26 protein-coding genes are annotated in these 26,706 nt (G+C 61.4%); 17 read left to right on the top strand and 9 right to left on the bottom strand.

Annotated features, from left to right (window positions below; translation table 11 throughout):
• The first annotated feature begins 126 nt into the window (after positions 1-126).
• On the top strand, positions 127-495 hold the full coding sequence (locus A3AY_RS0131345) for a hypothetical protein (protein ID WP_018329626.1): 369 nt from the start codon (positions 127-129) through the stop codon (positions 493-495).
• 118 nt (positions 496-613) lie between these two features.
• Positions 614-1,741 carry a pyridoxal phosphate-dependent aminotransferase gene (locus A3AY_RS0131340; protein ID WP_018329625.1) on the top strand — a complete coding sequence of 376 codons (1,128 nt, stop codon included), beginning with the start codon at positions 614-616 and terminating at the stop codon, positions 1,739-1,741.
• A 75-nt stretch (positions 1,742-1,816) separates the two neighbouring features.
• Here A3AY_RS0131340 and A3AY_RS0131335 read toward each other — a convergent pair whose 3' ends face one another.
• On the bottom strand, positions 1,817-2,083 hold the full coding sequence (locus A3AY_RS0131335; RefSeq protein WP_018329624.1) for a sel1 repeat family protein: 267 nt from the start codon (positions 2,081-2,083) through the stop codon (positions 1,817-1,819).
• A 549-nt stretch (positions 2,084-2,632) separates the two neighbouring features.
• Here A3AY_RS0131335 and A3AY_RS0131330 point away from each other — a divergent pair.
• From A3AY_RS0131330 to A3AY_RS0131310, 5 genes are all read left to right on the top strand, one after another.
• Entirely contained in the window at positions 2,633-2,974 is a 342-nt protein-coding gene (locus tag A3AY_RS0131330) for a DUF2147 domain-containing protein (RefSeq protein WP_018329623.1), read from the top strand.
• Between the two features lie 215 nt (positions 2,975-3,189).
• Positions 3,190-3,573 carry a hypothetical protein gene (locus A3AY_RS39945; protein WP_162709237.1) on the top strand — a complete coding sequence of 128 codons (384 nt, stop codon included), beginning with the start codon at positions 3,190-3,192 and terminating at the stop codon, positions 3,571-3,573.
• A gap of 12 nt (positions 3,574-3,585) precedes the next feature.
• Positions 3,586-3,759, top strand: a complete 174-nt coding sequence (locus A3AY_RS39940; protein WP_018329621.1) for a hypothetical protein — start codon at positions 3,586-3,588, stop codon at positions 3,757-3,759.
• 80 nt (positions 3,760-3,839) lie between these two features.
• The gene (locus A3AY_RS0131315; RefSeq protein ID WP_026204023.1) at positions 3,840-4,160 is read left to right on the top strand and encodes a YnfA family protein; all 321 of its coding nucleotides are present in this window, start codon (positions 3,840-3,842) and stop codon (positions 4,158-4,160) included.
• Between the two features lie 76 nt (positions 4,161-4,236).
• The gene (locus tag A3AY_RS0131310) at positions 4,237-5,739 is read left to right on the top strand and encodes an AMP nucleosidase (RefSeq protein WP_018329619.1); all 1,503 of its coding nucleotides are present in this window, start codon (positions 4,237-4,239) and stop codon (positions 5,737-5,739) included.
• A gap of 4 nt (positions 5,740-5,743) precedes the next feature.
• Here the strand turns inward: A3AY_RS0131310 and A3AY_RS0131305 are convergent, their stop codons facing one another.
• Positions 5,744-6,700, bottom strand: coding sequence for a lysylphosphatidylglycerol synthase domain-containing protein (locus A3AY_RS0131305; RefSeq protein WP_018329618.1), 957 nt, complete (start codon positions 6,698-6,700; stop codon positions 5,744-5,746).
• 110 nt (positions 6,701-6,810) lie between these two features.
• Between A3AY_RS0131305 and A3AY_RS0131300 the strand changes: the two genes are divergently transcribed.
• The gene (locus A3AY_RS0131300; RefSeq protein WP_018329617.1) at positions 6,811-7,818 is read left to right on the top strand and encodes a glycosyltransferase family 2 protein; all 1,008 of its coding nucleotides are present in this window, start codon (positions 6,811-6,813) and stop codon (positions 7,816-7,818) included.
• 27 nt (positions 7,819-7,845) lie between these two features.
• Here the strand turns inward: A3AY_RS0131300 and A3AY_RS0131295 are convergent, their stop codons facing one another.
• Positions 7,846-8,742 carry a diacylglycerol/lipid kinase family protein gene (locus A3AY_RS0131295; protein ID WP_018329616.1) on the bottom strand — a complete coding sequence of 299 codons (897 nt, stop codon included), beginning with the start codon at positions 8,740-8,742 and terminating at the stop codon, positions 7,846-7,848.
• A 203-nt stretch (positions 8,743-8,945) separates the two neighbouring features.
• Here A3AY_RS0131295 and A3AY_RS0131290 point away from each other — a divergent pair, with 203 nt between their 5' ends.
• The gene (locus tag A3AY_RS0131290; RefSeq protein WP_018329615.1) at positions 8,946-10,451 is read left to right on the top strand and encodes a glycosyltransferase family 39 protein; all 1,506 of its coding nucleotides are present in this window, start codon (positions 8,946-8,948) and stop codon (positions 10,449-10,451) included.
• A 219-nt stretch (positions 10,452-10,670) separates the two neighbouring features.
• A complete protein-coding gene (locus tag A3AY_RS0131285) occupies positions 10,671-11,117 on the top strand; it encodes a DoxX family protein (protein WP_018329614.1) in 447 nt (148 codons plus the stop codon).
• A 60-nt stretch (positions 11,118-11,177) separates the two neighbouring features.
• On the opposite strand, the gene A3AY_RS0131280 is transcribed toward A3AY_RS0131285, so the two are convergent.
• Complete coding sequence (locus A3AY_RS0131280) at positions 11,178-11,651, bottom strand: Lrp/AsnC family transcriptional regulator (protein WP_018329613.1); 474 nt, start codon at positions 11,649-11,651, stop codon at positions 11,178-11,180.
• Positions 11,652-11,797: 146 nt separating this feature from the next.
• On the opposite strand from A3AY_RS0131280, the gene A3AY_RS0131275 reads away from it, so the two are divergent.
• Positions 11,798-12,703: a DMT family transporter gene (locus A3AY_RS0131275; RefSeq protein WP_018329612.1), complete on the top strand. Its 906-nt coding sequence runs from the start codon at positions 11,798-11,800 to the stop codon at positions 12,701-12,703.
• Positions 12,704-12,807: 104 nt separating this feature from the next.
• Here A3AY_RS0131275 and A3AY_RS0131270 read toward each other — a convergent pair whose 3' ends face one another.
• The 4 genes from A3AY_RS0131270 to A3AY_RS0131250 form a co-directional block, all read right to left on the bottom strand.
• Complete coding sequence (locus A3AY_RS0131270; RefSeq protein ID WP_018329611.1) at positions 12,808-13,695, bottom strand: ABC transporter permease; 888 nt, start codon at positions 13,693-13,695, stop codon at positions 12,808-12,810.
• A 110-nt stretch (positions 13,696-13,805) separates the two neighbouring features.
• Complete coding sequence (locus A3AY_RS0131260) at positions 13,806-14,807, bottom strand: ABC transporter substrate-binding protein (RefSeq protein WP_026204020.1); 1,002 nt, start codon at positions 14,805-14,807, stop codon at positions 13,806-13,808.
• 276 nt (positions 14,808-15,083) lie between these two features.
• Positions 15,084-15,701, bottom strand: coding sequence for a L,D-transpeptidase (locus A3AY_RS0131255; RefSeq protein WP_018329608.1), 618 nt, complete (start codon positions 15,699-15,701; stop codon positions 15,084-15,086).
• 182 nt (positions 15,702-15,883) lie between these two features.
• Positions 15,884-17,545, bottom strand: a complete 1,662-nt coding sequence (locus A3AY_RS0131250; RefSeq protein ID WP_018329607.1) for an electron transfer flavoprotein-ubiquinone oxidoreductase — start codon at positions 17,543-17,545, stop codon at positions 15,884-15,886.
• A gap of 623 nt (positions 17,546-18,168) precedes the next feature.
• Here A3AY_RS0131250 and A3AY_RS0131245 point away from each other — a divergent pair.
• The 5 genes from A3AY_RS0131245 (at position 18,169) to A3AY_RS0131225 (ending at position 22,472) form a co-directional block, all read left to right on the top strand.
• Positions 18,169-19,467, top strand: coding sequence for an Hsp70 family protein (locus A3AY_RS0131245; RefSeq protein ID WP_018329606.1), 1,299 nt, complete (start codon positions 18,169-18,171; stop codon positions 19,465-19,467).
• A gap of 64 nt (positions 19,468-19,531) precedes the next feature.
• Positions 19,532-20,431, top strand: coding sequence for a uracil-DNA glycosylase (locus A3AY_RS0131240; protein ID WP_018329605.1), 900 nt, complete (start codon positions 19,532-19,534; stop codon positions 20,429-20,431).
• A 152-nt stretch (positions 20,432-20,583) separates the two neighbouring features.
• Positions 20,584-20,760: a hypothetical protein gene (locus A3AY_RS38775; RefSeq protein ID WP_018329604.1), complete on the top strand. Its 177-nt coding sequence runs from the start codon at positions 20,584-20,586 to the stop codon at positions 20,758-20,760.
• 55 nt (positions 20,761-20,815) lie between these two features.
• Positions 20,816-20,962, top strand: coding sequence for a hypothetical protein (locus tag A3AY_RS39935; protein ID WP_085995084.1), 147 nt, complete (start codon positions 20,816-20,818; stop codon positions 20,960-20,962).
• 229 nt (positions 20,963-21,191) lie between these two features.
• The gene (locus A3AY_RS0131225; protein ID WP_018329602.1) at positions 21,192-22,472 is read left to right on the top strand and encodes an MFS transporter; all 1,281 of its coding nucleotides are present in this window, start codon (positions 21,192-21,194) and stop codon (positions 22,470-22,472) included.
• Between the two features lie 17 nt (positions 22,473-22,489).
• Here the strand turns inward: A3AY_RS0131225 and A3AY_RS0131220 are convergent, their stop codons facing one another.
• On the bottom strand, positions 22,490-23,428 hold the full coding sequence (locus tag A3AY_RS0131220) for a DMT family transporter (protein ID WP_018329601.1): 939 nt from the start codon (positions 23,426-23,428) through the stop codon (positions 22,490-22,492).
• A 467-nt stretch (positions 23,429-23,895) separates the two neighbouring features.
• Between A3AY_RS0131220 and pepN the strand changes: the two genes are divergently transcribed.
• Complete coding sequence (gene pepN, locus A3AY_RS0131210; protein ID WP_018329599.1) at positions 23,896-26,544, top strand: aminopeptidase N; 2,649 nt, start codon at positions 23,896-23,898, stop codon at positions 26,542-26,544.
• Positions 26,545-26,706: the final 162 nt, after the last annotated feature.

The following is a 26,706-nucleotide window of genomic DNA, read 5'->3' as shown; positions in this document are numbered from 1 at the left end:
GCAATATCCGTGAAGGATTCTGTATGCACCGCCGTTGCAGTCAGGAGGAGGCAAGGGCGGAGAAATGCGAACGGCGGGGCAGCTCTTGATCCATGATCCGCAGCCCATCGCTACCGAGGAGTGGTGATGCAGAATTCGACGATGTACTCCGTGGTTGGCTCCAAGCTCTATGAGGAGCGCTTCGAGCGATTCTCCATCGGGCAGGCCGGCACGCTGATGGCCGTGCGGCCGGCGCTGGGCGGCGTGTCGACCCGCACCTGCAAGATGCTGGAAATTTCACGCGGCGGCGCCGCCTTCATGGTCAACACCACGATCGGCTTGCCCCAGCACTATTATCTCACCATCGTCGGCACCAAGAGGCGCATCGGCTGCGCCGAAATCTTCCGCAGCGACCATCGCATCCAGGTGCATTTCATCAAGCCGATCGACGAGGAATTCCTGCATGAAATCGTCCGCTATGAGTTCTTCACCGGGAACAATCTGAAAAAACACTGACAGCTCACCGACGAAGAGGGACGCGGGGCGGCATTTCGGACATGGATTCGGTTTCCATAGCGATCAAACGTCGCTAGTGTCCGCTGCGGTTTCATCCATCGTCAGGCTCGATCACAGCATGTCCGCATTTTCCCGCTTTACGCCACTCGTTTCCTCCCTGCCCTCCACCATTCCCTTTGTCGGACCCGAAGCGATCGAGCGACAGCGCGGCCGTTCGGTCAAGGCGCGGATCGGCGCCAACGAAAACGGCTTCGGTCCGGCTCCTTCGGTTCTCAAAGCCATGAGCGAGGCGGCAACCGGCGTCTGGAAATACAACGACCCGGAAAATTTCGATCTGAAACAGGCGCTCGCCCGCCATCTCGGCACTGCGCCGGAGAACCTGGCTATCGGCGAAGGCATCGACGGACTTCTCGGGCAGATCGTCCGGATGGTGATCGAGCCCGGCCTGCCGGTCGTCACCTCGCTCGGCGGCTACCCCACCTTCAACTTCCACGTCGCCGGTCATGGCGGTCGGCTGGTGACCGTGCCTTATGTCGATGACCGCGAGGATCTCGACGGTCTGCTGGCGGCGGTCAGACAAGAGGACGCGCCGCTCGTCTACTTCGCCAATCCGGACAATCCGATCGGCAGCTGGTGGGATGCCGACAGCGTCGTCGCCTTTGCCAAGGCGCTGCCGGAGACATGCCTGCTGGTGCTCGACGAAGCCTATGGAGAGACCGCGCCGGCGGGCACCATTCCCTCGATCGCATCGCTGATCGACATGCCGAACGTGGTGCGCACCCGTACCTTCTCCAAAGCCTATGGCCTGGCGGGTGCGCGCGTCGGCTATGTCATCAGCACGCCGGGAACGGCGCAGGCGTTCGACAAGATCCGCAACCATTTCGGCATGAACAGGATCGGCACCGCAGCAGCGCTCGCGGCGCTGGCGGACGGCGATTACCTGACGGAAGTGCTGGGGAACATCGCTGCGTCGCGCGACAGGATTGCCGGGATCGCCCTCAAGAACGGGCTGCAGCCCCTGCCCTCGGCGACGAATTTCGTCACCATCGATTGCGGCCGAGACGCAGTGTTTGCGCGCGCGATCATCGATCGGCTGATGGAGGATCACGGCGTCTTCATCCGCATGCCGGGCGTTGCGCCGCTCAACCGCTGCATCCGCATCAGCACCGGGCCGGAGGCGGATATGGCGCTTCTGGAGGAAGCGTTGCCGAAGGTGATCGCGGCAATAGGCGATAAGGGCCAATAGGCAGTAGGCAGTAGGCAGTAGGATTTCGGTGGCTAGCAGTCGCCGCTGCCTATTGCCTACTTTGCCTACTTCCCCTCAATGCATGGTCATCCATTCGCGGGCGGCGCGCAGGGCCGTGGCAAGATCGGTCTTGCTCATGGTCATCGCCAGATCCGCGCGCAGCGCCGCTGCGCGGTCGGAGCCCTTGATCGCTGCGATGTTGAGCCACTTGTGTGCGGCGACAAGATCGATGTCGCAACCACGCCCGGTTGCATACATCAAGCCCATTTCGCAAAAGACGTCCGCGCGGTTTTCGCCACCCATTGCGGCATCCGAAGCATTCTGAATGTCAAAGCGTGCCATTTTCTATGTCCCTGTTTGCCTGGTTGGTTACTCAGCGCAGTCCCTGTTTTTCTTGCCTTTTCAGGCGCCTTGGGGCCGAGCCGTCTTCTGCGGCTTTCGGTTCCCAAGGGTGTCCGGCGGGGTGTTTCCCCCTGCTCGTCTTATGGGTTTGAGTATGCCGCAGTGGTTTCAATACACGCTTAAAATGCATGATTAATTTGAACCAAACAAAGTTCAAACGATTGGTAAAATTGGGTTTTCGTTAAACATCGGACCGCCTTGAAACGTTGGCTTTTGTCTCAATCTTTACAGAAAATTCAATTCCCCTTTTCAACCAATCGCTAACCACGCAAAACGGTCGCCTGCAGCAAACCAAAAAACGCCGGGGCGTGGGAGACGCCTTGTTCTGCGGAATTTCAGGCCGAAACAGGCCCTCCCCGTATTTACGTTTACGTCCGCGTAAGCTATTTTTCCGGGCGTTGAGCGGTAAGGAGACCGGCTCTGGCAACATTTCGCCCAGGCCATGCGGGGAACGGATGGTCATCCGGCGAGCTTTATGGGAGGAACTACATGATCCGCACATTCATTCTGGCCGCAGCCATGACGCTGGGCGCGAGCACCGCGGGCTTTGCCGCCGAGCCGATCGTCGGCGACTGGAAGACGGCGAGCGGCGAGACGGCCACCATCGCGTCCTGCGGCGGTGCTTACTGCATCACGTTGAAGACAGGAAAGCACGCCGGCAAGCGCATCGGCAACATGAACGGCAGTGGCGACAGCTATACGGGCGAGATCACCGATCCCGCCAATGACAAGACCTATAGCGGTTCGGCGTCGATCCAGGGCACTTCGCTGAAAATGCAGGGCTGTGTCTTGAAGGTGCTCTGCAAGTCGCAAACCTGGACGCGGATGTAATCAATCAGGACATCCGGCACGGCGCGGCCGGCCGGATGTCACTTCATTTTCAGCGGGCCTTCTGCCGGAACAGAATTTTCCGGGCTTGCCTGTCTTCCGACAGGTGCCTCTGCCGCTCCCGCTCTTCCCTGTCGAGCCCTGTCGAGACATCGCCCCCTCTGGACGCCCGAGCCCGGCGCGAACTGCTCGCCCTTTCCGATATGTGTATTTACCTCGTGGTGAATGCCCAATTCATCGCGCATGACGGTATCTTCCAGCCGTCAGAGGTTGGCCAGCAGAAGAGTGCGATAAGGCAGCCATCCGCCGCACGGCGCGAAGATGAACGGGAGATGAACCGAGGTATCAGCAACAGTTCAGTTTGCCTGTGCGAAAAAGCCATCATCGCGTTGAACCCCGACCGACAAACCCGACAAACGGACAAAGCCATGGACATTCTCGCACGCCGCCTCACCATCATCAGCATGCTCATGGTCGTCTTCGCGATCACGCTTGCGGCCGCTGTCAGCGCCGACACACAGCGCCGCCGCCACAACTTTGCAGGCTCGCTCGCCGACTGCACCGTGCATACCGCGCAGTTCTGCGAACAAGCCAAACTGTAAAGGCCAGAAACGATGTCTTCCCTCGCCCGTTCCGCAACCATCGCCCTGCGCATGCTGACGCTTGCAGCCCTGCTGATGGCGCCGGTGGGTGCAATCGCCTACAGCAAGGCCTCCGGGCTCGGCATCGACAAGCAGGGAGCCGGCCTCGTTCTCTTTGTTACACTTCAGCGCCAGTCCATGACCTGATGCTGTCGGCGCAAGTGACGCACTTGCGCGCTTAAATCTTCTGCCTTCCTATGTCGCGCCAAGGAAGGAACACCATGCCCATCGCAGCATTCGCCATCTATGCCCTTGCCGCTCTTGCGGAAATCGCCGGGTGCTTCGCCTTCTGGGCGTGGCTGAAGCTCGACAAGCCCATGTGGTGGCTCTTGCCCGGCATGGCAAGCCTCGCGCTCTTCGCCTGGCTCCTCTCGTTGATCGATACGACGGCTGCCGGACGCGCCTACGCCGCCTATGGCGGGATCTATATCGCCGCCTCTCTGGCCTGGCTATGGATCGTCGAGGGCGTGCGGCCGGATCGCTGGGATATGAGCGGCGTGGCGCTTGCCATTGCCGGCACCGCCATCATCCTTGCCGGCCCGCGTTGAGCGGCTTTTGCCGAACGGCGCCTGTGCATTCAAATCTTGTCGTTTGCTTGTAAAAGACGCCATCCTATAATGCCGCATGAACAAACGAATCTCTTCCCTCTCCGCCCTTTCCGTCGCCACCCCGGATGCCTTCGAGCCGCAGACGTTCGATGACCCCGCCGCCGCCGTAGGGGCCTTGTCGGCGCTCTACGAGCGCAACACCAAATTCCTGGTCGATGCCTTTACCGAACTCGGACGCACCGGAACGCCGATCTCGCGCTATCGCGCCTGCTATCCGCAGGTCAGCATCGAGACCAGCAGCTTCAGCCATGTCGATTCGCGCCTGTCCTACGGCTATGTCAGCGCGCCGGGCGTCTATACGACGACGGTCACCCGGCCGGAACTGTTCCGGCACTACCTCAAGGAACAGCTCGGCCTGTTGATTCGCAGCCACGGTATCGGTGTCACCGTCTCCGAATCGGCGACGCCGATACCGCTGCATTTCGCCTTCAAGGAAGGCGCCTATGTCGAAGCCGCGATGGCTGAAAACATCGACGTGCCGCTGCGCGACCTGTTCGACACGCCGGACCTGACGACCACAGACGACGAGATCGCCAACGGCTCCTACGAGCCGGGCCCGGGCGAGCCCTCGCCGCTGGCGCCGTTCACCGCCCAGCGCATCGACTATTCGCTCGCTCGCCTCAGCCACTATACGGCAACCAGCGCAACGCATTTCCAGAATTTCGTGCTGTTCACCAACTACCAGTTCTACGTCGATGAATTCTGCGCCTGGGCGCGCCAGCAGATGGCGGAAGGCGGCAACGGCTACACCTTCTTCGTCGAGCCGGGCAACATCATCACGCCTGCCGGATCGGACAAGCCCGAATCGGACCTGACGCTCGCCCGCCTGCCGCAGATGCCGGCCTACCATCTGAAGAAGAAGGGCCATGGCGGCATCACCCTCGTCAACATCGGCGTCGGACCTTCCAATGCCAAGACGATAACCGACCACATCGCGGTGCTCAGGCCCCATGCCTGGCTGATGCTCGGCCATTGCGCGGGCCTGCGCAACAGCCAGACGCTCGGCGACTACGTGCTGGCACACGCCTATGTGCGCGAGGACCACGTGCTCGACGACGACCTGCCTGTCTGGGTACCGATCCCGGCACTCGCCGAAGTTCAGGTGGCGATGCAGGACGCAGTGGCGGAAATCACTGGCTATGAAGGCTACGATCTGAAGCGGATCATGCGGACGGGAACGGTCGCGACGATCGACAACCGCAACTGGGAACTGCGCGACCAGCGCGGCCCGGTGAAGCGGCTGTCGCAATCGCGCGCCATCGCGCTCGACATGGAATCGGCCACTGTTGCGGCCAACGGCTTCCGCTTCCGCGTGCCGTATGGAACGCTGCTCTGCGTCTCCGACAAGCCGCTGCACGGCGAATTGAAGCTGCCGGGCATGGCGACGGCTTTTTACAAGACTCAGGTCAGCCAGCATCTTCAGATCGGTATCTTGGCCTTGCAGAAGCTCGCGGCCATGCCGAAGGAAAAGCTGCATTCGCGCAAACTGCGCAGCTTCTTCGAGACGGCGTTCCAGTAACGCCTCAGCGCCGCGGCGACAGCGCAATCGACAGCAGCGTGCCGGCAACCGCCGACACGATGATCAGCAGATGCGCGTTGACACTGGCGCTGGCGAGCAGATCAAAAGCGCCCCCCTTCGCGGATGCGCCGAACGAGATCGCCCCCGCGGTGATGCCGGCCGGATAGGTGCCGACACCGGCCGGCGCGTGAACCGGCAGCACCGACGACAACTCGCCGCCGAGAGCGCCACCGAAACAGGCGCCGAGCGGCGCAACGCCCATGGTGAACAGCACCCAGGCAAGCACCGCGACCTTGGTCGACCAGTTGAGAACCGTCATCAGCCATGCCCGCACGAAGACAACAGCATTCGCCGGCAGGCCGGCCTCTATGTCTTCGAGCAGCTTGCCGAGCTTTTCCGGCAGCCGGCGCTCGACGAACCCAAGGGCGCTGCCCTTCAGGAAAAACAGAAGCAGCGGCGACACCAGGAACATTCCCCACAGAAGCCAGCCGAGACGCAGATCATCGTGTTCCAGCACAAGGCCGACCCCGGCTGCGGCAAACAGGGCATGCAGGTCGAGCATGCGCATGAGCAGCAATGCCGAGGTGCTGCGCGCCAGCGGAACGGCAAATTCCGAGCGCATGAGCAAGGGAAAGCTGGTTTCCCCCGCGCGGAAAGGCAGCATGATGTTCAGAAGATTGTGGACCTGCGTCACGCGCAGAAGCTGGAGGAAGCGGCCGCGGGTCTCCTTGGGAAAATAATCGTAGATCCGGTAGCAGCGGATGAAATAGGTGGCGACCAGCAGTGCCAGCGCCGAAAGCACCGGGACAATGCCGATCTCCAGCCATTGCCGGAAAAGCGTCGGCCAGCCCCAGATCCACTGGACGAAGATGGCATAAACAGCGACGGCCAGCAGCGAGACCAAGGTCATCCGGTTGCGGACAAGCCACGCGCCCCGGCTGGCATCCCCTTCTGCATTCATATATTTGCTACTTTCCTGTCCGGTGCTATGGGATCATCGGTGGTTATCACGAGAACCCGGGCAAGAGAACCGGCGGCGTTTTTTAAAGGCTTTGGATATTGGACCCCATCTTGCAAGCAAACAGGGCGGAAACCGTCGTGACTGACGCGATCGAATTGTCCGTTGTCGTGCCGATCTATAACGAGGAGGAAAGCGTCGGTCCGCTGGTCGTGCGCATCCGCGAGGCCATGGCCAATTTCGGACGCAGCTGGGAGCTGATTCTCGTCGACGACGGAAGCACCGACGCGACGCTGGCGAATGCGCGCAAGGAACTCGCCGATTCCAGCGTGCGCCTGCGGATCGTGGAATTGCAGCGCAATTTCGGCCAGACCGCAGCGATGCAGGCCGGCATCGATACCGCCACCGGGCGGTTGATTGCGACGCTGGACGGCGACCTGCAGAACGATCCGCGCGATATCCCGGCCATGGTCGAAGCGATCGAGGCACGCGAGCTCGACCTCCTGGTCGGCTGGCGCAAGAACCGGCAGGACGGGCTTTTCCTGCGCAAGATCCCCTCCTGGTGCGCCAACTACCTGATCGGCAAGATTACCGGCGTCAAGCTGCACGACTACGGCTGCAGCCTGAAGATCTACCAGGCATCGATCATCAAGCAGGTTAAGCTGATGGGCGAAATGCACCGATTCATTCCGGCCTGGGTCGCAGGCGTCGTGCCGAGCAGCCGGATCGGCGAAATGCCGGTCACCCATCATGCCCGCCAGCACGGCACATCGAAATACGGGATTTCGCGGACCTTCCGCGTCATCCTCGATCTGCTCTCCGTGCTGTTCTTCATGCGCTACAAGGCGCGGCCGGGGCATTTCTTCGGCTCGATCGGCCTTGCAGCGGGCGCGCTCAGCACGATCATCCTGCTCTACCTCTTCGTCGACAAGTTTCTGCTCGGCAACGATATCGGCGGAAGGCCGATGCTGATCGTCGGGGTCATGCTGTTCCTCTCCTCCGTCCAGCTCATCACCACCGGCATTCTCGCGGAGATGATGGCGCGCATCTATTCGGGCGAAAACGACACGCCCCCCTACATCGTGCGCAAGGTCTTCAGCGGGGACGCTCCGAACACTTGAACGAACCTGCCGCCTGAAGGCGGCAGGCTATCGTCCAACGAGTACCTTCAACTCGCCCGGATGGATGCGCAGGGCGACGTCGCGGCCGACTGGCAGCAATTCGCCATCGATGACGCAGTTGGTCTTGTGCCGCGCGATGGGAAAATGCAGGTCGACGGCCGTTACGCTCATTTCGGTGATCAGCGGGCTTTCACGAAATTTTCCGCGCAGGATGTCAAAGACCAGCTTGGCGACCCCAGCCGGCTTCAGGGGCGGCGCGGTATAGAAGCCGAGATGCCCACTGGTCAGGTCATCGGCAAACATCAGAGCGTTCGGGCCGAAATGATTGTTGGAGATGGAAATGGCCGAGACTTCGCGCCGTTCATGAATACCATCGACATCGAACTCGATCTCGAATTCCGGCGGATTGAAGATCACGCCGACTGCAGCGCGCGCGCTGGCGCGGATTTTGCCGAGCCGCGAGGCAAAGCTGTAGGATTCCCGATAGCGTATCATGCGGGCATGCAAACCCATGGAAAACTGATGCACGAAAGCACGGCCATCGGCGCTGCCGATATCGGCTTCGGTGATCCTGCCGTCAGCCAGCACCTCCAGCACCTTCCAGATGTCGAGCGGCAGTTTCAGCGATCGGGCAAACAGGTTCATGGTACCGGCCGGAACGACACCCAGTGGCATGCCGTTCTTCCAGGCAACGCCGGCCGCCCCGGAGATCGTGCCATCCCCGCCGCCAGCGATCATGGCATCGAGGTCATCGCGTCTTGCCGCCTTTTCGAGGGTTTCGCCCATCTCGCTACCGGAGACGACGACGATTTCGATCTCGTGGCCCCTTGCGCGGAAAACCTCCTCGGCCCTCCGGCTGTAGGCTTCCATATCCGTCGCCCGGAAGGTTCCTCCGTCTCGATTGAAAATGGCCTTGATCTTCATCCGTTGTCCTTACGACCGCCATGCCGGCAAACACCATATGGGGTTCGCGCCGCCAATTATCAGGGCTTAAACGGCAAGCGACCGCGGCTGAAGCGTAAATGGAGGGGAAGAACCGATCGCAGGTATGGAAACGTGCCGGCTGTTGTCACGACGACCCCGTGTGGTAGAACCCCGCGCGATCCCTGCGCAAAAGGCCATCCAGCATGAATTCGCTTGTCGAAAAACTCGAAACGCGACCCAGCACGTTCGTCCTGCTGATCGGCGCCTATTTCCTGCTCAATCTCATCGTTCGCATCTGTCTGCCGAATTCCCTGGAAATGGACGAGGCCGGGCAAATCCTGATGAGCCAGTGGTACGCTCTCGGCTATGACACGCAGCCGCCGTTCTTCAACTGGGTGCAGCATGCGGTCATCGACGGCATCGGGCAGTCCCTTTTTGCCCTGAGCCTGGTCAAGAACCTCTTCCTGTTCCTGAGTTATGTCTTCTACTACCTCGCCGCCCGGCAGGTGCTCGCGAACAAGTCCCTTGCCGTCGCCCCTGCCCTTGGCCTGCTGACCATTCCGGAAATCGGCTGGCTGGCGCAACGCGATCTCACCCATTCGAACGCCTCGCTCTTCGCAGCCTGTCTGTTTGTCTACGGCCTGTTCCGCACGCTCGAGCGGCCGACGCTCGCCACCTATCTGGTGACCGGCATCGCCATCGGCGTCGGGCTGATATCGAAATATAATTTCTCCATCCTGTGCTTCTGCGCCTTTATCGCCGTGCTTGTCAGCCCGGCCTATCGTTCGCGGCTGTTCGATCCGCGCATTCTCGTCACTGCCGCGGTGGCGCTGGCGATCGTTCTGCCGCATGCGTTCTGGCTGTTCCAGAATTTCGAGATCGCCTCGCATGACACGGTCGGAAAGCTGGCGGCAGATGCCGAGGGCGGCACGCTGGCGCAGATCGCCCGCGGTCTCGGGGAACTTCCGGTGACGCTGCTGAGCTTCTGTGCACTGACCGTCGTGGTATATGCTTCGACCTTTCGCGCCGGCTTCTGGCCGTCGATGCGGGCGGGGAACGCCAGGACGCGACTGATCGAGACGATGTTTCTGATCCTGCTCGTCTTCCTGCTTTTCATGGTGCTGTTCATGGGCACCGCGCAGATGAAGGTCCGCTGGGTGTCGCCCGTGCTGTTCCTGCTGCCGATGTACCTGTGCATGAAGATCGACGCCTCGGGCGCACCGATTGGTGATTTCCTGAGGCGTTTCATGCCGGTCATTCTCATGCTGATGATCCTCATTCCAGCGTCGCTGGTCCTGCGCATCACGGCCGCGGGCGTGATGAACTCGCATCCGAAACTGACCGTGCCCTATCAGGCATTCACCGAGGAAACCGTCAAGAAACCGGCCGTCGCCCCCGCCCTGGTGATCGCGGAGGACGCTTTCATGGCTGGCAATATCCGCATGCAACTGCCGCACACGCCGGTGGATACGGAAACCTACCGGCTCTACAGCCCGCCCTTCTCGTGGTCAAAGGACAGCCCTATTCTTCTGGTCTGGCGTCATGACGGAAACGATAGGCCCCGGGTCCCCGCGCGGCTCGAGGACCGCCTCAAGCAGCGCGTCGGCGTGCTTCCACCGCTGCAACCGCAGACGATTGCCCTGCCCTTCATCTATGGCAGCGGCGGCGATCTTTTCCATTTCGGTTTTGCCTGGGTGCGAAAACCCTGATCGGCTGGTGCAAACCAGGCGTCGGACGCGTCCCGAACGAGGCTTTCCGCAGTTCCCGCAGGAACCCCCGATTCTCTCTGGGGCGCATAAACAGGAGACAGCGCGGCACACCGGGGAGCCTCCCGAACCGGTGACGCTGCGCTGCCCCGGGGACCGGTCGAAAGCCCGCGACAAGCGACCGGTTCCGGGGCGTTTTTTCACCTGTCACCGGAGAGAAAAATGCCTTCCCTTATTAATTCCATTGTCGGATCCCGCCCGTTCGGCTATCTGGCGCGCGCCATCCTGACCTACATGTTCTGGGCAAGCGGCCTTGCCAAGCTCATCGATTTCAACGCCGGCGTCGCCGAGATGTCGCATTTCGGGCTCGAACCCGCGACGCTCTTCAACACAGCCGTTATCGTCACCGAGCTCGGCGGATCGGCGCTGATCATCGCCAACCGCTGGACCTGGCTCGGCGCCGGCGCGCTTGCTGTCTTTACCCTGCTCACGATCCCGATCGCCCACACCTTCTGGACCATGCAGGAGCCGATCAAGACGCTCGAATTTTACGTGGTCATGGAGCACATCACCGTGATCGGCGGCCTGATGGTGGTTGCCTGGAAATCGGCACCAAAGCGCGAGGGCGCGGCTGTTTCACGGCCGGATTTCGCGGAACGCAACGCGTAACGCTGCTGAACTCAAGCCCGATTGAATCACCTGCCGGATGGTTTTCCGCAGGCGATTTTGTCAGCGCGGCTCAGGCAGCTTCAGCGTTCCGCCGGTCTTGATCGTACGGATGGCGAAATTGGAGCGAATGTCGGCGACACCCGGCAGGGCAAGCAGGGTTTCGGTCAACAAGGTTTCATAGGCTGTGAGATCGGCAACCACCACCTCCGCCAGAAAGTCGGCGCTGCCGGAAATCAGGAAACAGGAGACGACCTCCGGGATGGCGAGCAGCGCCTCCTGCTGCAAGCGTGCATTTTCCTGGCTGTGGCGCCCGACCTTGATTTCGACGAAGACGGTGAGCCCGAGGCCAACCTGCTTGCGGTCGATATCGGCCCGATAGCCGCGCAGCACGCCGGATTTTTCCAGATTGCGGATCCGCCTCAGACACGGCGACGGAGACAGGTTCACCCGCTCGGCGATTTCCACATTCGTCGCGCGCGCGTCCTCCTGCAGGATGCGCAGGATGGCAATATCGAATTTATCCAGATTTGGCATACTCATCAACTCAGATTCAAATTATTGGCAGATTATTGCTTGTAGCATAATTTCATAAGCATAAATCGCAAGGACATGCCTCCTCCTTTGGCGCTAAATTTTCTTTCAGACGGACAGATTTTCACAAAGAAAGAAAGGTTGGCCCGATGAACACGCTCGCCCTTGCCCGCATGAATTCGCCCTCGACCACGACCGGTTACATCGGCGGAAGCGTCACCGTCCTCATTTGGGCGAGTTGGATTCTGGCGACCCGTCACAGCGCCGCGACGCCACTCGGGACGATCGATATCGGCCTCATTCGCTATGGTGTCCCCGCCGTGGTCCTCGCGCCGGTTTGGTGGCGCCTCGGGCTTTTGCCGAAGGGCGTTCCGCTCTCGCTTCTCGCCCTGATGGTCGCCGGCTCCGGCGCCTTGTTCTTCCAGTTGACCACCTTTGCGATCCACGCCACGCCGGCCGCCTCCGCCGGTATCCTGCTTGGGGGATCGATGCCGCTTGCGGCCGCGCTGATCGGCGTTTTCGTCTTCCGCGAACGGCCCGATGCCGGCCGCTGGCTCGGCCTTGCCGCCATCGTCGCGGGCGTCGGCATTCTTCTGTCCAGCAGCCTGTCGAGCGCCGGCATTCCCTGGACGAGTTTCATCCTGCTGCCCGGCGCTGCCCTTCTCTGGGCAAGCTACACCCACGCGTTCAAGCGCTCGGGACTGACCGCGGTGGAAGCCGGTGCCGTCATCGCCCTCTGGTCGTTCCTGATCCATCTTGGCCTGGCGCTGATCCATGGAACGTCGCTCGCTGTCACCCCGGCCAATGAAATCGCCCTGCAGGTGATGAGCCAAGGCGTCCTGTCGGGACTGACGGCCATGGTTGCCTATGGCATGGCCGTGCGGGCGCTGGGCGGTACGCAGGCCGCGGCCTTCACGGCGATTACGCCGGTCCTTGCCACGTTGGGCGGTGGAGTGTTGCTGGGAGAGGAGATTGGCCTGTTCGAGATCAGTGCGGCCGTCATCACCGGCCTGGGCGTGGCGATGTCGACCGGGCTTTTCTCGCCGAAACACTGAACTGTTCCGGCTGACTGCATCGCCGCGTCTTGGGCGCCTTGATCAGTCACGAAGGACGCAAACGCCGCCAGCTCTTCGTTGGCGGCGTTTTCCCGTATCGATCGTCAGCCGTGGATGATTTCGCGGTGACGCTGCAGCCTTTTTCCGTACGCCTGGCTGACCCGGTCGAAGATGATCGCGATGCCGACGATCGCCAGACCGTTGAAAATGCCGAGCGTGAAATACTGGTTGGCAATAGCCTTGAGAACCGGCTGGCCGAGACCCTGCACCCCGATCATCGAGGCAATGACCACCATGGCGAGCGCCATCATGATCGTCTGGTTGATGCCGGCCATGATGGTGGGCAGCGCAAGAGGCATCTGCACGTTCTTCAGCTTTTGCCAATTGGAGGAGCCGAAGGCATCGGCAGCCTCGAGCACATCCTTGTCGACAAGGCGAATGCCGAGATTGGTGAGCCTGATCATCGGCGGGATCGCATAGATGACCACGGCGATCAGGCCGGGTACCTTGCCAATGCCGAGAAGCATGACGACGGGGATCAGATAGACGAAACTGGGCATGGTCTGCATCACATCGAGCACGGGATTGACCGCGTTCTGCAGCCGGTCGGACCGCGACATGGCAATGCCGATCGGGATGCCGATCGCGATCGAAAGCACCGTACAGACGAAAATCATCGATACGGTCTTCATCGTATCGTCCCACATGTCGAAATAGCCGATGAGGAGGAGCGTCACGATGCAGGCTGCGACAATCTTCCAGTTCCGGCTCGCAAACCACGCGACCAACGCGATCAACACCAGGATGATCGGCCATGGCGTGCGCGTCATGAAGCGTTCGGAGTAGATCAGGAAGAATTGCAGCGGCTCGAAGATCGCCTCGATTCCATCGCCATAGGCGCGCGTGAAGGCGCGAAAGCCTTCGTCGATGACTTTTTTCAGATTGCGCAGCGAATCGTCATTCATGTGCGGAAATTTGGTGAGCCAATCCATGCCGGTCCCCTTATTCGTTATGCATCGACGCCGGCCTTTCCTGAAGCCGGGCACCGGAGAAACAGAAGGTCCGGCGCACCACAAAGGCGCGCCGGACCTTCATCATTGGATCAGAGTGCAGCCTTGATCTTCTCGGCAGCTTCCGGCGAGACCCACGGCGTCCACAGCGCTTCGTTTTCCTCGAGGAAATGCTTGGCGCCGTCTTCACCGCTTGCCTGGTTGTCGGTCATCCAGGCCATCAGGCCGTTGACCGTATCATTCGTCCAGGCGCGTTTGTTGAGATAGGCCATGACATCCTCGCCGGCGCGGTCGGCAAAGCCTTTGGTAACCAGGGTCTGAACCCGGTCCTTCGGCCAGTCGTTCTTCTTCGGATCCGGGCATTCGGCAACCGTATTGCAGCGTTTCCATTCGGCCGCATCCGCCGGAACGCCGTGATCGAGCTTGACCATCGCATATTTGCCGAGAAGGGCCGTCGGAGCCCAGTAGTAGCCGACCCAACCTTCCTTGCCTTCGTAGGCCTTGGCGATCGACCCGTCGAGGCCGGCGGCAGAGCCGGTGTCGACGAGGCTGAAGTTGGCAGCTTCACCGCCATAGGCCTTGTAGAGTTGCGACGTGACGACCGTGCCGCCCCAGCCCTGCGGACCGTTGTGCACCGCGCCCTTGCTCTTGTCTTCCGGGTCCGGGAAGAGTTCAGGATGCTTGAATGCGTCATCGATCGTCTTGATATCGGGATGGGCGTCAGCGATGTATTTCGGAATCCACCAGCCCTGCACGCCGCCATCGGACAGCGACATCGCGGCGCCGACCAGCTTTCCTTCGTCAAAACCGCGCTTGACGACGTCGGGAAGCAGGTCGATCCAACCTTCCGGCGCGACGTCCGGCTCGCCCTTTTCGATCATCGAGGTGATCGTCGGCACGGTATCACCGACGATGATGTCCGCATTACAGCCGTAACCCTCGGTCAGAATGAACTTGTCGAGGTTCGCCATGACCTCGGCGCTCTGCCAGTTCATGCTGGCGATCGTCACGTCGCCGCATTCGGCGGCAAAAGCCGCGTTGCCGAGCGCCAGCAGGCCGAAGGCGAGACTGGTCGTTGCAAGAAGATGTTTCATGTCGGTTCCCTCTTTATAGGCGGTGTATGTGACGCCCACGAGATCCGGCAGCACCGCCGCAGCCGGCTTCATGATCCGGACAGGCGAGATCACGTCCCTCCTGCCTCCACCATCAACTTTTGCAGCTATACAGGGGAATGCCGCTCACCTTGCGCCTGCCCCTGCTCCAACTGCGCCATTCCAGTTAGATTATCGCGGCGGGATGCAAAAACAATGGCGTACGGGCGCCGATCGGCACCGGTCATGGTTTGAAACGAGCAAATTTTTGTCCGCCGATCAGGCCTGCAGCACGATCACCCGACCGCCGACCTCGGCGCGTTCATAGAGATCGATAACATCATGATTGAGCATGCGGATGCAGCCGCTCGACACGGCCTGACCGATGGTCTGCGGCTGATTGGTGCCGTGGATGCGGAACATGGTGTCGTGGCCGTTGCGGTAGAGATAGACGGCACGGGCACCGAGCGGATTGTGCAGCCCGCCCGGCACGCCGCCGGCATATCGCAGGTTCCGTTCCGGATCGCGGCGGATCATGTTTGCCGTCGGCGTCCAGCTCGGCCATTCCGCCTTGCGGCCGATATAGGCCGAACCAGCGAGCGCATAGCCCTCTCGCCCGACGCCGATGCCGTAGCGCATCGCCCGACCGTCACCGAGAACGTAGTAGAGCCGGCGCGCCGGCGTATCGATGACGACGGTGCCGGCCTCATATCGGGTCTCGTAGGCCACTTCGCGGCGCCGCAGTTCAGGCTTGATTCTTTCCAGTGGCATGGCTGGCAAGGGAAACTGCTCTGCCGGCCGGGCTGCGTAGTTGGCTGCATGGTTCGGGCCGCTGGCGGCGCAGCCAGCAAGAAGACCAGATAAGCTCAAAAGCAGGCCGCGGCGGGTGAGCGACATGAGGTGGTCCTTAAGATCCGGTTGACGCGACCGACGTTAAGAAAAACATGGTTAATGCATGGTTAAAATCTGCGAAACGCAGGCCTCGGCGCGGCTTCCCGGCCGAGCGCAAACAAAAAAGCCGGAAGGAGCGGCCGCTGCCCGGCGCCCTTTCCGGCCTGCTTGTTTCGACCGTGCGACGGTCACATATTCGGATAGACCGGCCCCTCGCCGCCCTGCGGCGGCACCCAGTTGATGTTCTGGTTGGGGTCCTTGATGTCGCAGGTCTTGCAGTGGACGCAGTTCTGGGCGTTGATGACGAAGACGTCCTCTCCGTCCTTCTCCACCCATTCATAAACGCCGGCCGGACAGTAGCGGGTCGACGGGCCGGCATAGATGTCGTGCTCGGAGCGCTTCTGCAGCTCCATGTCCTTGACCTTCAGGTGCACCGGCTGGTCTTCCTCGTGGTTGGTGTTCGACAGGAACACCGAGGAAAGGCGGTCGAAGGTGAGCACGCCATCCGGCTTCGGATAAGCGATCGGCTTGTGCATCGACGCCGGTTCCAGCGACTGCGCGTCGGTCTTGCCGTGCTTCAGCGTGCCGAAGAAGGAGAAGCCGAACAACGTGTTCGTCCACATGTCGAGACCGCCAAGCGCGACGCCGGCAGCCGTGCCGAACTTCGACCACAGCGGCTTGACGTTGCGCACCTTCTTCAGGTCCTGGCCGATGGCGCTGTCGCGCCAGCCGTTCTCGATCTCGATGACCTCGTCATTGGCGCGGCCGCTCGCAATTGCGGTTGCGAGCTTTTCGGCCGCAAGAATGCCGGACAGCACCGCATTGTGGCTGCCCTTGATGCGCGGCACGTTGACGAAACCGGCCGAACAGCCGATCAGCGCGCCGCCCGGGAAGGAAAGCTTCGGCACCGACTGGTAACCGCCCTCGGTGATGGCGCGGGCGCCGTAGGACAGCCGCTTGCCGCCCGCAAACGTGCCGCGGATGGCGGGGTGCGTCTTGAAGCGCTGGAATTCCTCGAACGGGTAGAGATAGGGGTTCTTGTAGTTGAGGTGGACGACGAAGCCGACGGCGACGAGATTGTCTTCGAGATGGTAGAGGAACGAACCGCCGCCGGTCTTCATGCCGAGCGGCCAGCCGAAGGAATGTTGCACCAGACCCTGCTTGTGGTTCTCCGGCTTGACCTGCCAGAGCTCCTTGATGCCGATGCCGAATTTCTGCGGCTCGCGGTTCCTGGAAAGGTCGTATTTGGCGATCAGCTGCTTGGCGAGCGAGCCGCGCACGCCCTCGCCGATCAGCGTGTATTTGCCGATGAGTTCCATGCCGCGGGCAAAGTTCGGGCCGGGCTCGCCGTTCTTCTCGATACCCATGTCGCCGGTAGCAACGCCGATCACCGCGCCCGCCTCATTGTAGAGCACTTCGGTGGCGGCAAAACCCGGATAGATCTCGACGCCGAGCGCTTCCGCCTTTTCGGCGAGCCAGCGACAGACGAGGCCGAGCGAGACGATATAGTTGCCGTGATTGTTCATCAATGGCGGCATCAGAAAGTTCGGCAGGCGGATGGAGCCGGCGGGGCCGAGCAGCAGGAACTGGTCGTCCTTGACCTCGGTCTTGAAGGGATGCCCCTCCTCCTCGCGCCAGCCCGGCAACAGCCGGTCGATGCCGATCGGATCGACGACGGCGCCCGAGAGAATATGCGCGCCGACCTCAGCGCCCTTTTCCAAAACGACGACGGACAGCTCCGGATTGACCTGCTTCAGCCGGATGGCGGCCGCAAGACCTGCAGGCCCCGCGCCGACGATCACGACGTCGAATTCCATGCTCTCGCGTTCGGGCAGCTCTTGCTCGGTCATCAGAAAGTCTCCAGTCCTGTACCCGGAATTCTTGCCCGGTTTTGTTCCCAATTCTGCCTTCCGTCATGGCAAATACGGCCCGACTTGTCGAGCCGGTCTGCGACAGCGGCCGCGCGCATTTGCGCATGAGGTCATGCAGCAAGGATACAAATATTTTACGTGCACGTAAACGTCAAAATGGCGCTGTTTACCGTTAGGCTGAAAACCGTATTTCTTCCTCGCTGCAGATATCCGTTGGCCTCCGCATGAGGTGCGACGATGACGTGTCGCTTACGACAATGATCGCGATCTGAACTTGCTCGTAAGGAGTTCGCGTGGTCACGTCCACTCATCCATATGGTAGTAACATATTTGCCCAAGCGCCGTAGCAGTCGAATACATTGTGACAGAGCAGGCTGACTGCCGTGCCATCTGGGTTCGAAGCAATATCTGATGCGCCAGGATTTTCGTCACGCGATCCCGCCTTGCTTTGGCCCACAGCCCATGCGAAGAGGCGCCCTCCAAATAGACCAGCCCCGCGCCATCAACCCATCCCGGCTGCCGACAAGGCATTCGGGCCTGACGCGCGTTGGCTGCCAGACAGTTCGCCGCCCTACCGGCGGGAACCCAAGACGGAGACACTCATGGCCAAGGCCCTCGGCTTCGATTTCGGCACGACCAATTCGGTGCTCGCCGCCTCGCATGGCAACACGACGCAATCGCTGAGCTTTACCAGCAGCGCCGGAACGAATGATTCCATGCGCACGGCCCTGTCCTTCATGAAGCACGCGCAGCTGGGCGCTGCGGCGGTGAAGATCGAGGCCGGACAGGCGGCGATCCAGCAGTTCATCGACAATCCGGGCGAAGTGCGCTTCCTGCAGTCGATCAAGACCTTTGCCGCAAGCCCGCTCTTCCAGGGTACGCTGATCTTTGCCCGGCGCCATGGCTTCGAGGACCTGATGCGCTCCTTCCTCACGCGGATCGCAGATTATGCCGGCGAAGGCTGGAAGCAGGAGTACGGCCGCATCGTCGTCGGCCGGCCGGTGCGGTTTGCCGGCAGCAACCCGGACGAATCACTGGCGCTCGAACGCTACGGCCGGGCGCTGTCGTCGTTCGATTTTCCCGAGGTTCACTATGTCTACGAACCGGTGGCGGCGGCCTTCTACTTCGCCCAGAACCTCAAGAACGATGCGACCGTGCTGGTCGCCGATTTCGGCGGCGGCACGACGGACTATTCGATCATCCGCTTCGAAAGCCATGCGGGCGAACTCACCGCCGTTCCGGTCGGCCATTCCGGCGTCGGCGTTGCCGGCGATCATTTCGACTTCCGCATCATCGACAATGTCGTTTCGCCGCTGATCGGCAAGGGCAGCCAGTTCCGGAGCTTCGACAAGCTGCTCGACGTGCCCTCCAGCTACTACGCCAATTTCGGCCGCTGGAACCAGCTGTCGATCTTCAAGACGCTGAAGGATTTTGCCGACCTGAAGCAACTGGTGCGCTCGGCGGTCGAGCCGGAAAAGCTCGAAACCTTCATCGATCTCGTCGAGCACGACGAGGGCTATCCGCTCTACCAGGCGGTTTCGGCCACCAAGATGCGGCTGTCGCGCGAGGAGGAAACCGAGTTCTACTTCGCCCCGCTCGGCGAAAAGAGCCGGCGAACCGTGCGCCGCAGCGATTTCGAACGCTGGATCGCGCCCGATCTCGCCCGGATCGAGGAGGCGCTGGACGAGGTACTGGCGACGACGAACACGCCGGCCGGCAGTATCGACAAGGTGTTCCTGACCGGTGGCACATCCTTCGTGCCCGCCATCCGCCGGCTCTTCGAGAACCGATTCGCCGGCGACCGCATCGAAAGCGGCGGCGAGCTGCTGTCGATCGCCCACGGACTGGCGCTGATCGGCGAGCGCGACGATATCGAGCGCTGGACGGCCATGGCCGCCTGAAATGGCAGAGGATGCGGGACTTTTCCGCTTTCCCGGCGATCGGCACTTCGATAGAAGATAGAGCATGATCTCCACAGACAGGATGAGCCCGGCCGAACTTGCCGCCCTTCTGCATTTCCATGCGGAAGCGGGCGTCGAATGGCTGCTGGAACAGGATCCGGTCGATCGTTTCGCGGAGTTCGCGCAGGCAAGGGTGGCGCGTGGCAACGCCGGCTCGCAAGCCGTGCAAAAAACGCACACCTCCGGACAGAATGACACGCCACGCCCGGTCGCAAATCGGGACACTCCCGGTCCATCCGGCAATCGCGTCACCGCGCCACCGGCCGGCGCGCCGCAGATGGCAATACCGGACGAGCAGGCAATCGCCGAAGCCCGTTTCGCGGCCGAAGCGGCCCGTTCGCTTGCCGAATTGAAGAGCGCCATGGAGGCCTTTTCCGGCTGCAATCTCAAAAACAGCGCCCGCAACATGGTGTTTGCCGACGGAGACCCGTCGTCCGGCATCATGGTGATCGGGCCGATGCCGAACGGCGACGACGACCGGGAGGGCGTTCCCTTTTCCGGAAAGCAGGGCCAGATGCTGGACCGCATGCTGGCGGCGATCGGGCTGGACCGGACGGCGGTGCTTGTGACCAACGTCATTCCCTGGCGGCCACCGGGAAATCGCGTGCCGTCGCCGCGCGAAACCGACATCTGCCGGCCGTTTATCGAGCGCCAGATCCTGCTGGCGGAGCCCCGGCATCTGCTCATTCTCGGCAATTTCGCCGGCCGGTTCTTCTTCGGCGGCAGCGACACGATCCACCACATGCGCGGCGAATGGCGCGACATTTCAGTTGGCGGGCCGGTCGGCGGACTGACCATTCCGGCGCTTGCCACGCTCCATCCGCAGGACCTGATGTCAGCCCCGGCGAGCAAGCGATTGGCCTGGCAGGACCTGCTGGCGTTTCGCGCGCGGATTCGTGGTTAAGGGCGTCTGAACGGCAGTCTGCCTGATTTGTGAACAAACAATGAATTGAGCCATGCGGCCGGCGCATATCAGCAACGCGAAATAATGCATTGCGGAATCGATGCTGCATCGCAATATACGATCACGGGAGGACTGGAATAAGGAACTGAACCATGACCGCCCGTTTTCGTCCTCTGCACAGCGGCTTCGAGACGCTCCGCTACGCCGGCTCGGCGCTTCGTACGCCCTTCGCCAGCTTCGGCTCGGCTGCGAACGAACAGATGACTGCCGCAGGCTATGGCCGCAGCACGCGCCCGGCGCAGATCTTTTCCGAATTCATCCAGCGTTGATTTGCCGCCGCGCTTGCGCGCGGCCTTCGCTCCCAAGGTTTTCGAAAGCCCGTTCATGTCCGCTTCCATCCGCGCCCTGATCGACACCGTCGCAGACATCGGCACTGCCGTGCGTGCCTCGCGCGAATATAGCCGCCTGAGCTTGGATGCACGGGCGATGCAGGCAGACCGGCTCGCCAACAGCGCGTTCCTGCCGAAATAAGTCCGTCATCACGCATGGGCGTCCCGATCGCCTGTTCTGCGCCACGGCCTGTCGCAATCGACAAGGCAGGAGAAATTGGTTAGAGCCACACTCGTCCTTCGAATCCAAGGGCGGCATGCCGTGCAATTCCAACCGTTCTGACCACGCAATCCGCTCCAACCTGTTTTCAGCGCCTGCCTGACCGCTTGACAATAATCAAGCAGCCGGCGAATGCGCCCCGGGAGCGTCCATGCTGGCCAGCCTCAGATCCGTGTTCAGCCTGATCCTGTCGACGCTCTTGATGATGATCGGCTTCGGTTTGGCGAGCTATGTACTGCCGGTGCGCTCGGTAATCGAGGGTTGGTCGACGCTGACCATCTCGCTGATCGCCACCGGCTATACGCTCGGCTTCACCCTCTCCTGCATCGTTACGCCGAAATTCGTGGCGCGCGTCGGTCATGTCCGGGTTTTTGCCGCGCTGATCACGCTGCTCAGCATCGCCATCCTGATGTGCGGCCTCGTGGTCGACTGGCGCGCCTGGATCTTCTTTCGCGCCATCTCCGGCTTTGCCATTTCGGGAAGCTATCTGGTCATCGAGAGTTGGCTGAACGAACGGGTGACCAACGAAAACCGCGGCATGCTGTTTTCCGTCTATCTGATCACCACCATGGTGGGCACGATCGGCGGGCAATATCTCGTGCCCTTGGGCGACCCTACGAATTCCTCGCTCTTCATTCTCTGCGGCGTCCTGTTTTCGCTGGCACTTTTGCCGACGGCGCTATCCTCGTCCGCCATGCCGGCGCCGCCGGCACAGGCCAATTTCGACGTGCCGGGCCTTTTCCGTCGCTCGCCGGTCGCGGTCGTCGGCGCCTTCCTTGCCGGTGCCATGGCCGGTGCCTGGCTCAATCTCGGCGGCGTCTTCACCCAGAAAATCGGGCTTTCGACCGCCGAAGGCGCGACCTTGCTGGCAGCCCTTCTCACCGGCAGCGCGATCTCGCAGATCCCGATCGGCCGGGCGTCCGACAGAATGGACCGGCGCATCGTCATGGTCGCCTGCGGTATCGTCGGGGTCGTCTCCTGCCTCGCCATGGTGGCTTTCGTCGAAGCTAGCCCGATGGTGCTTTACGTGATCGCCGCCTTCGTCGGCTCGGTGCTGTTTCCGATCTATGCGCTCAATGTCGCCCATGCCAACGACCTTGCCCGGCCCAACGAATATGTCGAGGTCTCCTCCGGCATGATGATTACCTATGGCATCGGCACGATTTCAGGCCCGCTGATGGTCGGCCCCGTGATGGACCGCTTCGGCCCCCCTGCTCTTTTCATCGTGCTTGCGCTCTATTTCGCGCTCTATGCGGCCTATGCGACATTGCGCATCGCCCGGCGCAGCCAAAGGGACGGCCTGGTCGCGAAGACCGACTTCCAGGCAAACACCGTGCCGACGCCGGGCACGGAAGCGGTGAACGCGATGAACCAGGCGATACGCCCGGCCGGCCTCGTCGAAGACGATACGGCCCCGGTTACGTCATCCTGACGCTGCCATCCCGGCGTTTATCCCTGTGGCGTGACGTGCTTGCGCGCGCCCCTGCGCTCGAGACCGAGTTGGTGCTCCCGGAAAATGATGAAAATGCCCGCGCCCACCACGATCGCCGTGCCGATCAGCATGACACCGGTCGGCACATCGTCGAAGAGGAAATAGCCGATGATCAGGCCGAGGATGATCGACGTGTATTCGAAGGGTGCGATGGTCGACATGTCGGCATAGCGGTAGCTCTGCGTCAACAGGATCTGCGCGACGCCGCCGCAGAAACCGGCCGCCATCAAAAGCAGGAAGGAGTTCCACGGCAGCGGCTCCCAGCCGAAGGGCAGCGTCAGCAGCGAGAAACAGGAGGCCGACAGCGAAAAATAGAGCACGATCGTGTGCGTGCGCTCCTTGGCGACCAGTTTTCTCACCAGCACCATCGCGACAGCGCCGAGCGTTGCCGATAAAAGCACCGATAGTGCGCCAAGCGCCTCGCCGGATCCGATATTGCCGTCGCGCAGCAATGTCAGGCGCGGCCAGGTGATGATCACGACGCCGACAAGGCCGATCAGGACCGCCGACCAACGATAGACCCGCACCGTCTCTTTGAGAAAGACCGCCGCAAAGACGACAGCGAGCAGCGGCATCGCATAACCGATGGCGATCGCTTCCGGCAGCGGCAGATGCACCAGGCCATAAAAGCCGCAGCTCATGGAGAGGATGCCGATGAAGCCGCGCGCCAGATGGCCGAAAATATCCTTGGTGTGAAAGGCTGTGCGCAGGTGGCCCTTGAAAGCCAGGTAACCGAGGATCGGCACCATGGCGAAGGCCGAGCGGTAGAAGGTAATCTGGCCCGTGGCGATCCCCGTACCGGACGCCTTGATCAGCGTCGACATACAGACGAAGACCAGTACGGACAGGACCTTGAGGGAAATGCCCTTCATCGGGTGAGAAAATTCGGCATCCATAGGCGGCACGCTCAGCGGACAAGACGGCAGCGAGCCGAAAGCAAAAGCACGACGGGCTGCGAGGGGAGGATGCGAGCGGAGAATCCGTCGCTCAGGCGGGGTTAGTCTAGCGCGCGATGAACGGAAAGGGCGATCAATTTTCTTGATGTGAAGCGGAAATATTTGATGCCTCCGCGTCAATGGCCTACGCTGGAACCGGCAGCAGAAGCACTGTGATCCGTCTGCGCAAGGAAATTTGCGCAATCTGTGCCAAAAAGACGCGCCCGATTTAAATATTGTTAGGGCGAATTTCGTAAGTCTCTGATGCAAAACTGGGAGCGGGACAGATCGGACAGACCGGAACACAGCACCGGCCACCGAGAATAACCAATCCCACCACCCGAAGCTCCGCAGGATGCGCAGCCTCTTCACGACGACCAAGCCTCCTCCCGAGCATGATATAGCGGGAGATGCCAGCGGGACAAACGATGCGGACAGATACGGGCGAAATCATTCATCTGGAAGACTACCGGCCAACGGATTTCGTCCTCGAGAGAGTGGATCTCACCTTTGAACTTGACCCCAGGGAAACCAAGGTCGAAGCGCGGCTGATCTTCCACCGGCGCGAGGGCGTCAGCCCGGATGCGCCGCTGATCCTCGATGGCGACGAACTGAAGATGACGGGCCTGCTGTTCGATCAGGAAGAAATCCTGGCGGCAAATTACGATGTGGCCGACGACAGCCTGACCATCCGCAACCTCCCGGCAACTGCCCCCTTCGAGATTACCATCACGACGGAACTCAATCCGGAAGCCAATACCAAGCTGATGGGGCTCTATCGCACCAGCCATGTCTATTGTACCCAGTGCGAAGCCGAGGGCTTTCGCCGCATCACCTATTTCCCGGACCGCCCCGACGTGCTCGCGGTCTATACCGTCAACATCATCGCGGACAAGCAGACCGCGCCGCTGCTTCTGGCGAACGGCAATTATCTCGGTGGCGCCAGTATGGGCGACGGCCGGCATTTCGCGGCCTGGTTCGATCCGCACCCGAAGCCGAGCTACCTCTTCGCGCTGGTCGCCGGTGATCTCGGCGTCGTCGAGGACACCTTCACAACCATGTCCGGCCGCGACGTTGCCTTGAAAATCTACGTCGAGCATGGCAAGGAGCCGCGCGCGGCCTATGCCATGGACGCGCTGAAGCGCTCCATGAAGTGGGACGAGGAAGTCTTCGGGCGCGAATACGATCTCGACATCTTCATGATCGTCGCCGTCTCCGACTTCAACATGGGCGCGATGGAGAACAAGGGGCTGAACGTCTTCAACGACAAGTACGTCCTTGCCCATCCCGAGACCGCGACCGATGCCGATTACGCCAATATCGAGGCGATCATCGCGCATGAATATTTCCACAACTGGACCGGCAACCGCATCACGTGTCGTGATTGGTTCCAGCTGTGCCTCAAGGAAGGCCTGACCGTCTATCGCGACCACGAATTCTCCGCCGACCAGCGCTCCCGCACGGTCAAGCGGGTTGCCGAGGTTCGCCACCTGAAGGCGGAACAGTTCCCGGAGGACGCAGGGCCCCTGGCCCATCCGGTTCGTCCGACAAAATACCGCGAAATCAACAACTTCTACACGACGACGGTTTACGAAAAGGGCAGCGAAGTCACGCGCATGCTCGCGACGGTGCTCGGCGCGGACCTCTTCAAGAAAGGCATGGACCTTTATTTCGACCGCCATGACGGCCAGGCGGTGACGATCGAGGATTTTGTCGCCTGCTTTGCCGAAGTCAGCAAGCGCGACATGACCCAGTTCTCGCTGTGGTATCATCAGGCCGGCACGCCGCTGGTCACGGCTTCGACCGCCTATGACGCGGCCAAACAGATTTTCACGCTGTCGCTCGAGCAGATGGTGCCACCGACGCCCGGGCAGAGCACCAAGGAGCCGATGCACATTCCGCTCAGGCTCGGACTGTTGCTGGAAGACGGCTCAGAAGCCGTCCTTTCTTCCGCCACCGGCGCCGAAGTCACCGGCGACGTCATTCACCTCGTTGAGCGCAAGCAAACCGTCACCTTCACCGGCATCGTCTCGCGGCCGGTACTGTCGCTCAACCGCGGCTTCTCCGCGCCGATCAACCTGCATTTCGAGCAGACGCCGGCCGATCGCGCCCATATTGCCCGGCATGAAAGCGACCTCTTCGCCCGCTGGCAGGCCCTGAACGACCTCGCCCTGCCGAATCTGGTCGCAGCGACGGCCATTGCCAGGGAAGGCGCAAAGGCAGAATGCGACCGGGCGCTGATCGACGCGCTGCTCGCGGCGGCGGCCGATGCAAGGCTCGAGCCCGCCTTCCGGGCTCAGGCACTGGCTTTGCCAAGCGAAGCCGACGTCGCGCGTGAGATCGGCAGCAACAACAACCCGGATGCCATCCACGCCGGACGTCAGGACATCATGACGGCAATCGCGAAAGCGGGTCGGGATATCTTTTCGACGCTCGCGGACGAAATGGTGGTCGATGGCCCCTTCAGCCCGGATGCCGCAAGTGCCGGGCGCCGGGCACTGCGCAATACGGCCCTCTCCTATCTTGTCTATGCCGAAAACCAGCCCGACCGCGCGTTGGACGCATTCAAATCGGCCAACAACATGACCGATCTCAGCCAGGCACTGACCATCCTCGCCCACCGTTTCCCTGACGACAGGAAGACGGTCGAAGCGCTTTCCGCCTTCAAGGCGCGCTTTGGCGACAATGCGCTGGTCATCGACAAGTGGTTCACCATCCAGGCGACGATCCCCGGGGCGGATGCGCTCGGCCGCGTCAGGACGTTGATGGCCGATCCGCTGTTCAACAGCACCAATCCGAACCGGGTCCGGGCACTGGTCGGCACCTTCGCCTTCTCCAACCCGACCGGCTTCAACCGGGCCGACGGCGAAGGCTACCGCTTCCTCGCGCGCCAGATCCTCGACATCGACCCGCGCAATCCGCAGCTGGCAGCACGCATCCTGACCTCGATGCGCTCGTGGCGGTCGCTGGAGGACGTACGCGCCGAGCATGCGCGCAACGCACTGCGCGAGATCGCCGCCGCGCCGAAGCTCTCCGTCGATGTCAGCGACATCGTCGAGCGGATGCTCAAAGGGTAGGAATTATCAAGCGGATGCCGCCTTAAACCCCGCAATCGCGGGGTTTTTTCGTCTCTGGCGGCGGGAGTATGATTTTCCAATGACGATAAATGGTTAATAAAGTTTTACATTTTCCTCTGGACAAGCCGAATCACAATTGATTCATTGGGTCAGGTTCGAGCG

Source organism: Rhizobium giardinii bv. giardinii H152, from assembly GCF_000379605.1.
Taxonomy (GTDB): Bacteria; Pseudomonadota; Alphaproteobacteria; order Rhizobiales; family Rhizobiaceae; genus Pararhizobium; species Pararhizobium giardinii.
The sequence above is the reverse complement of the archived record's forward strand: the minus strand, read 5'-3'. Positions and strand labels throughout refer to the sequence as shown.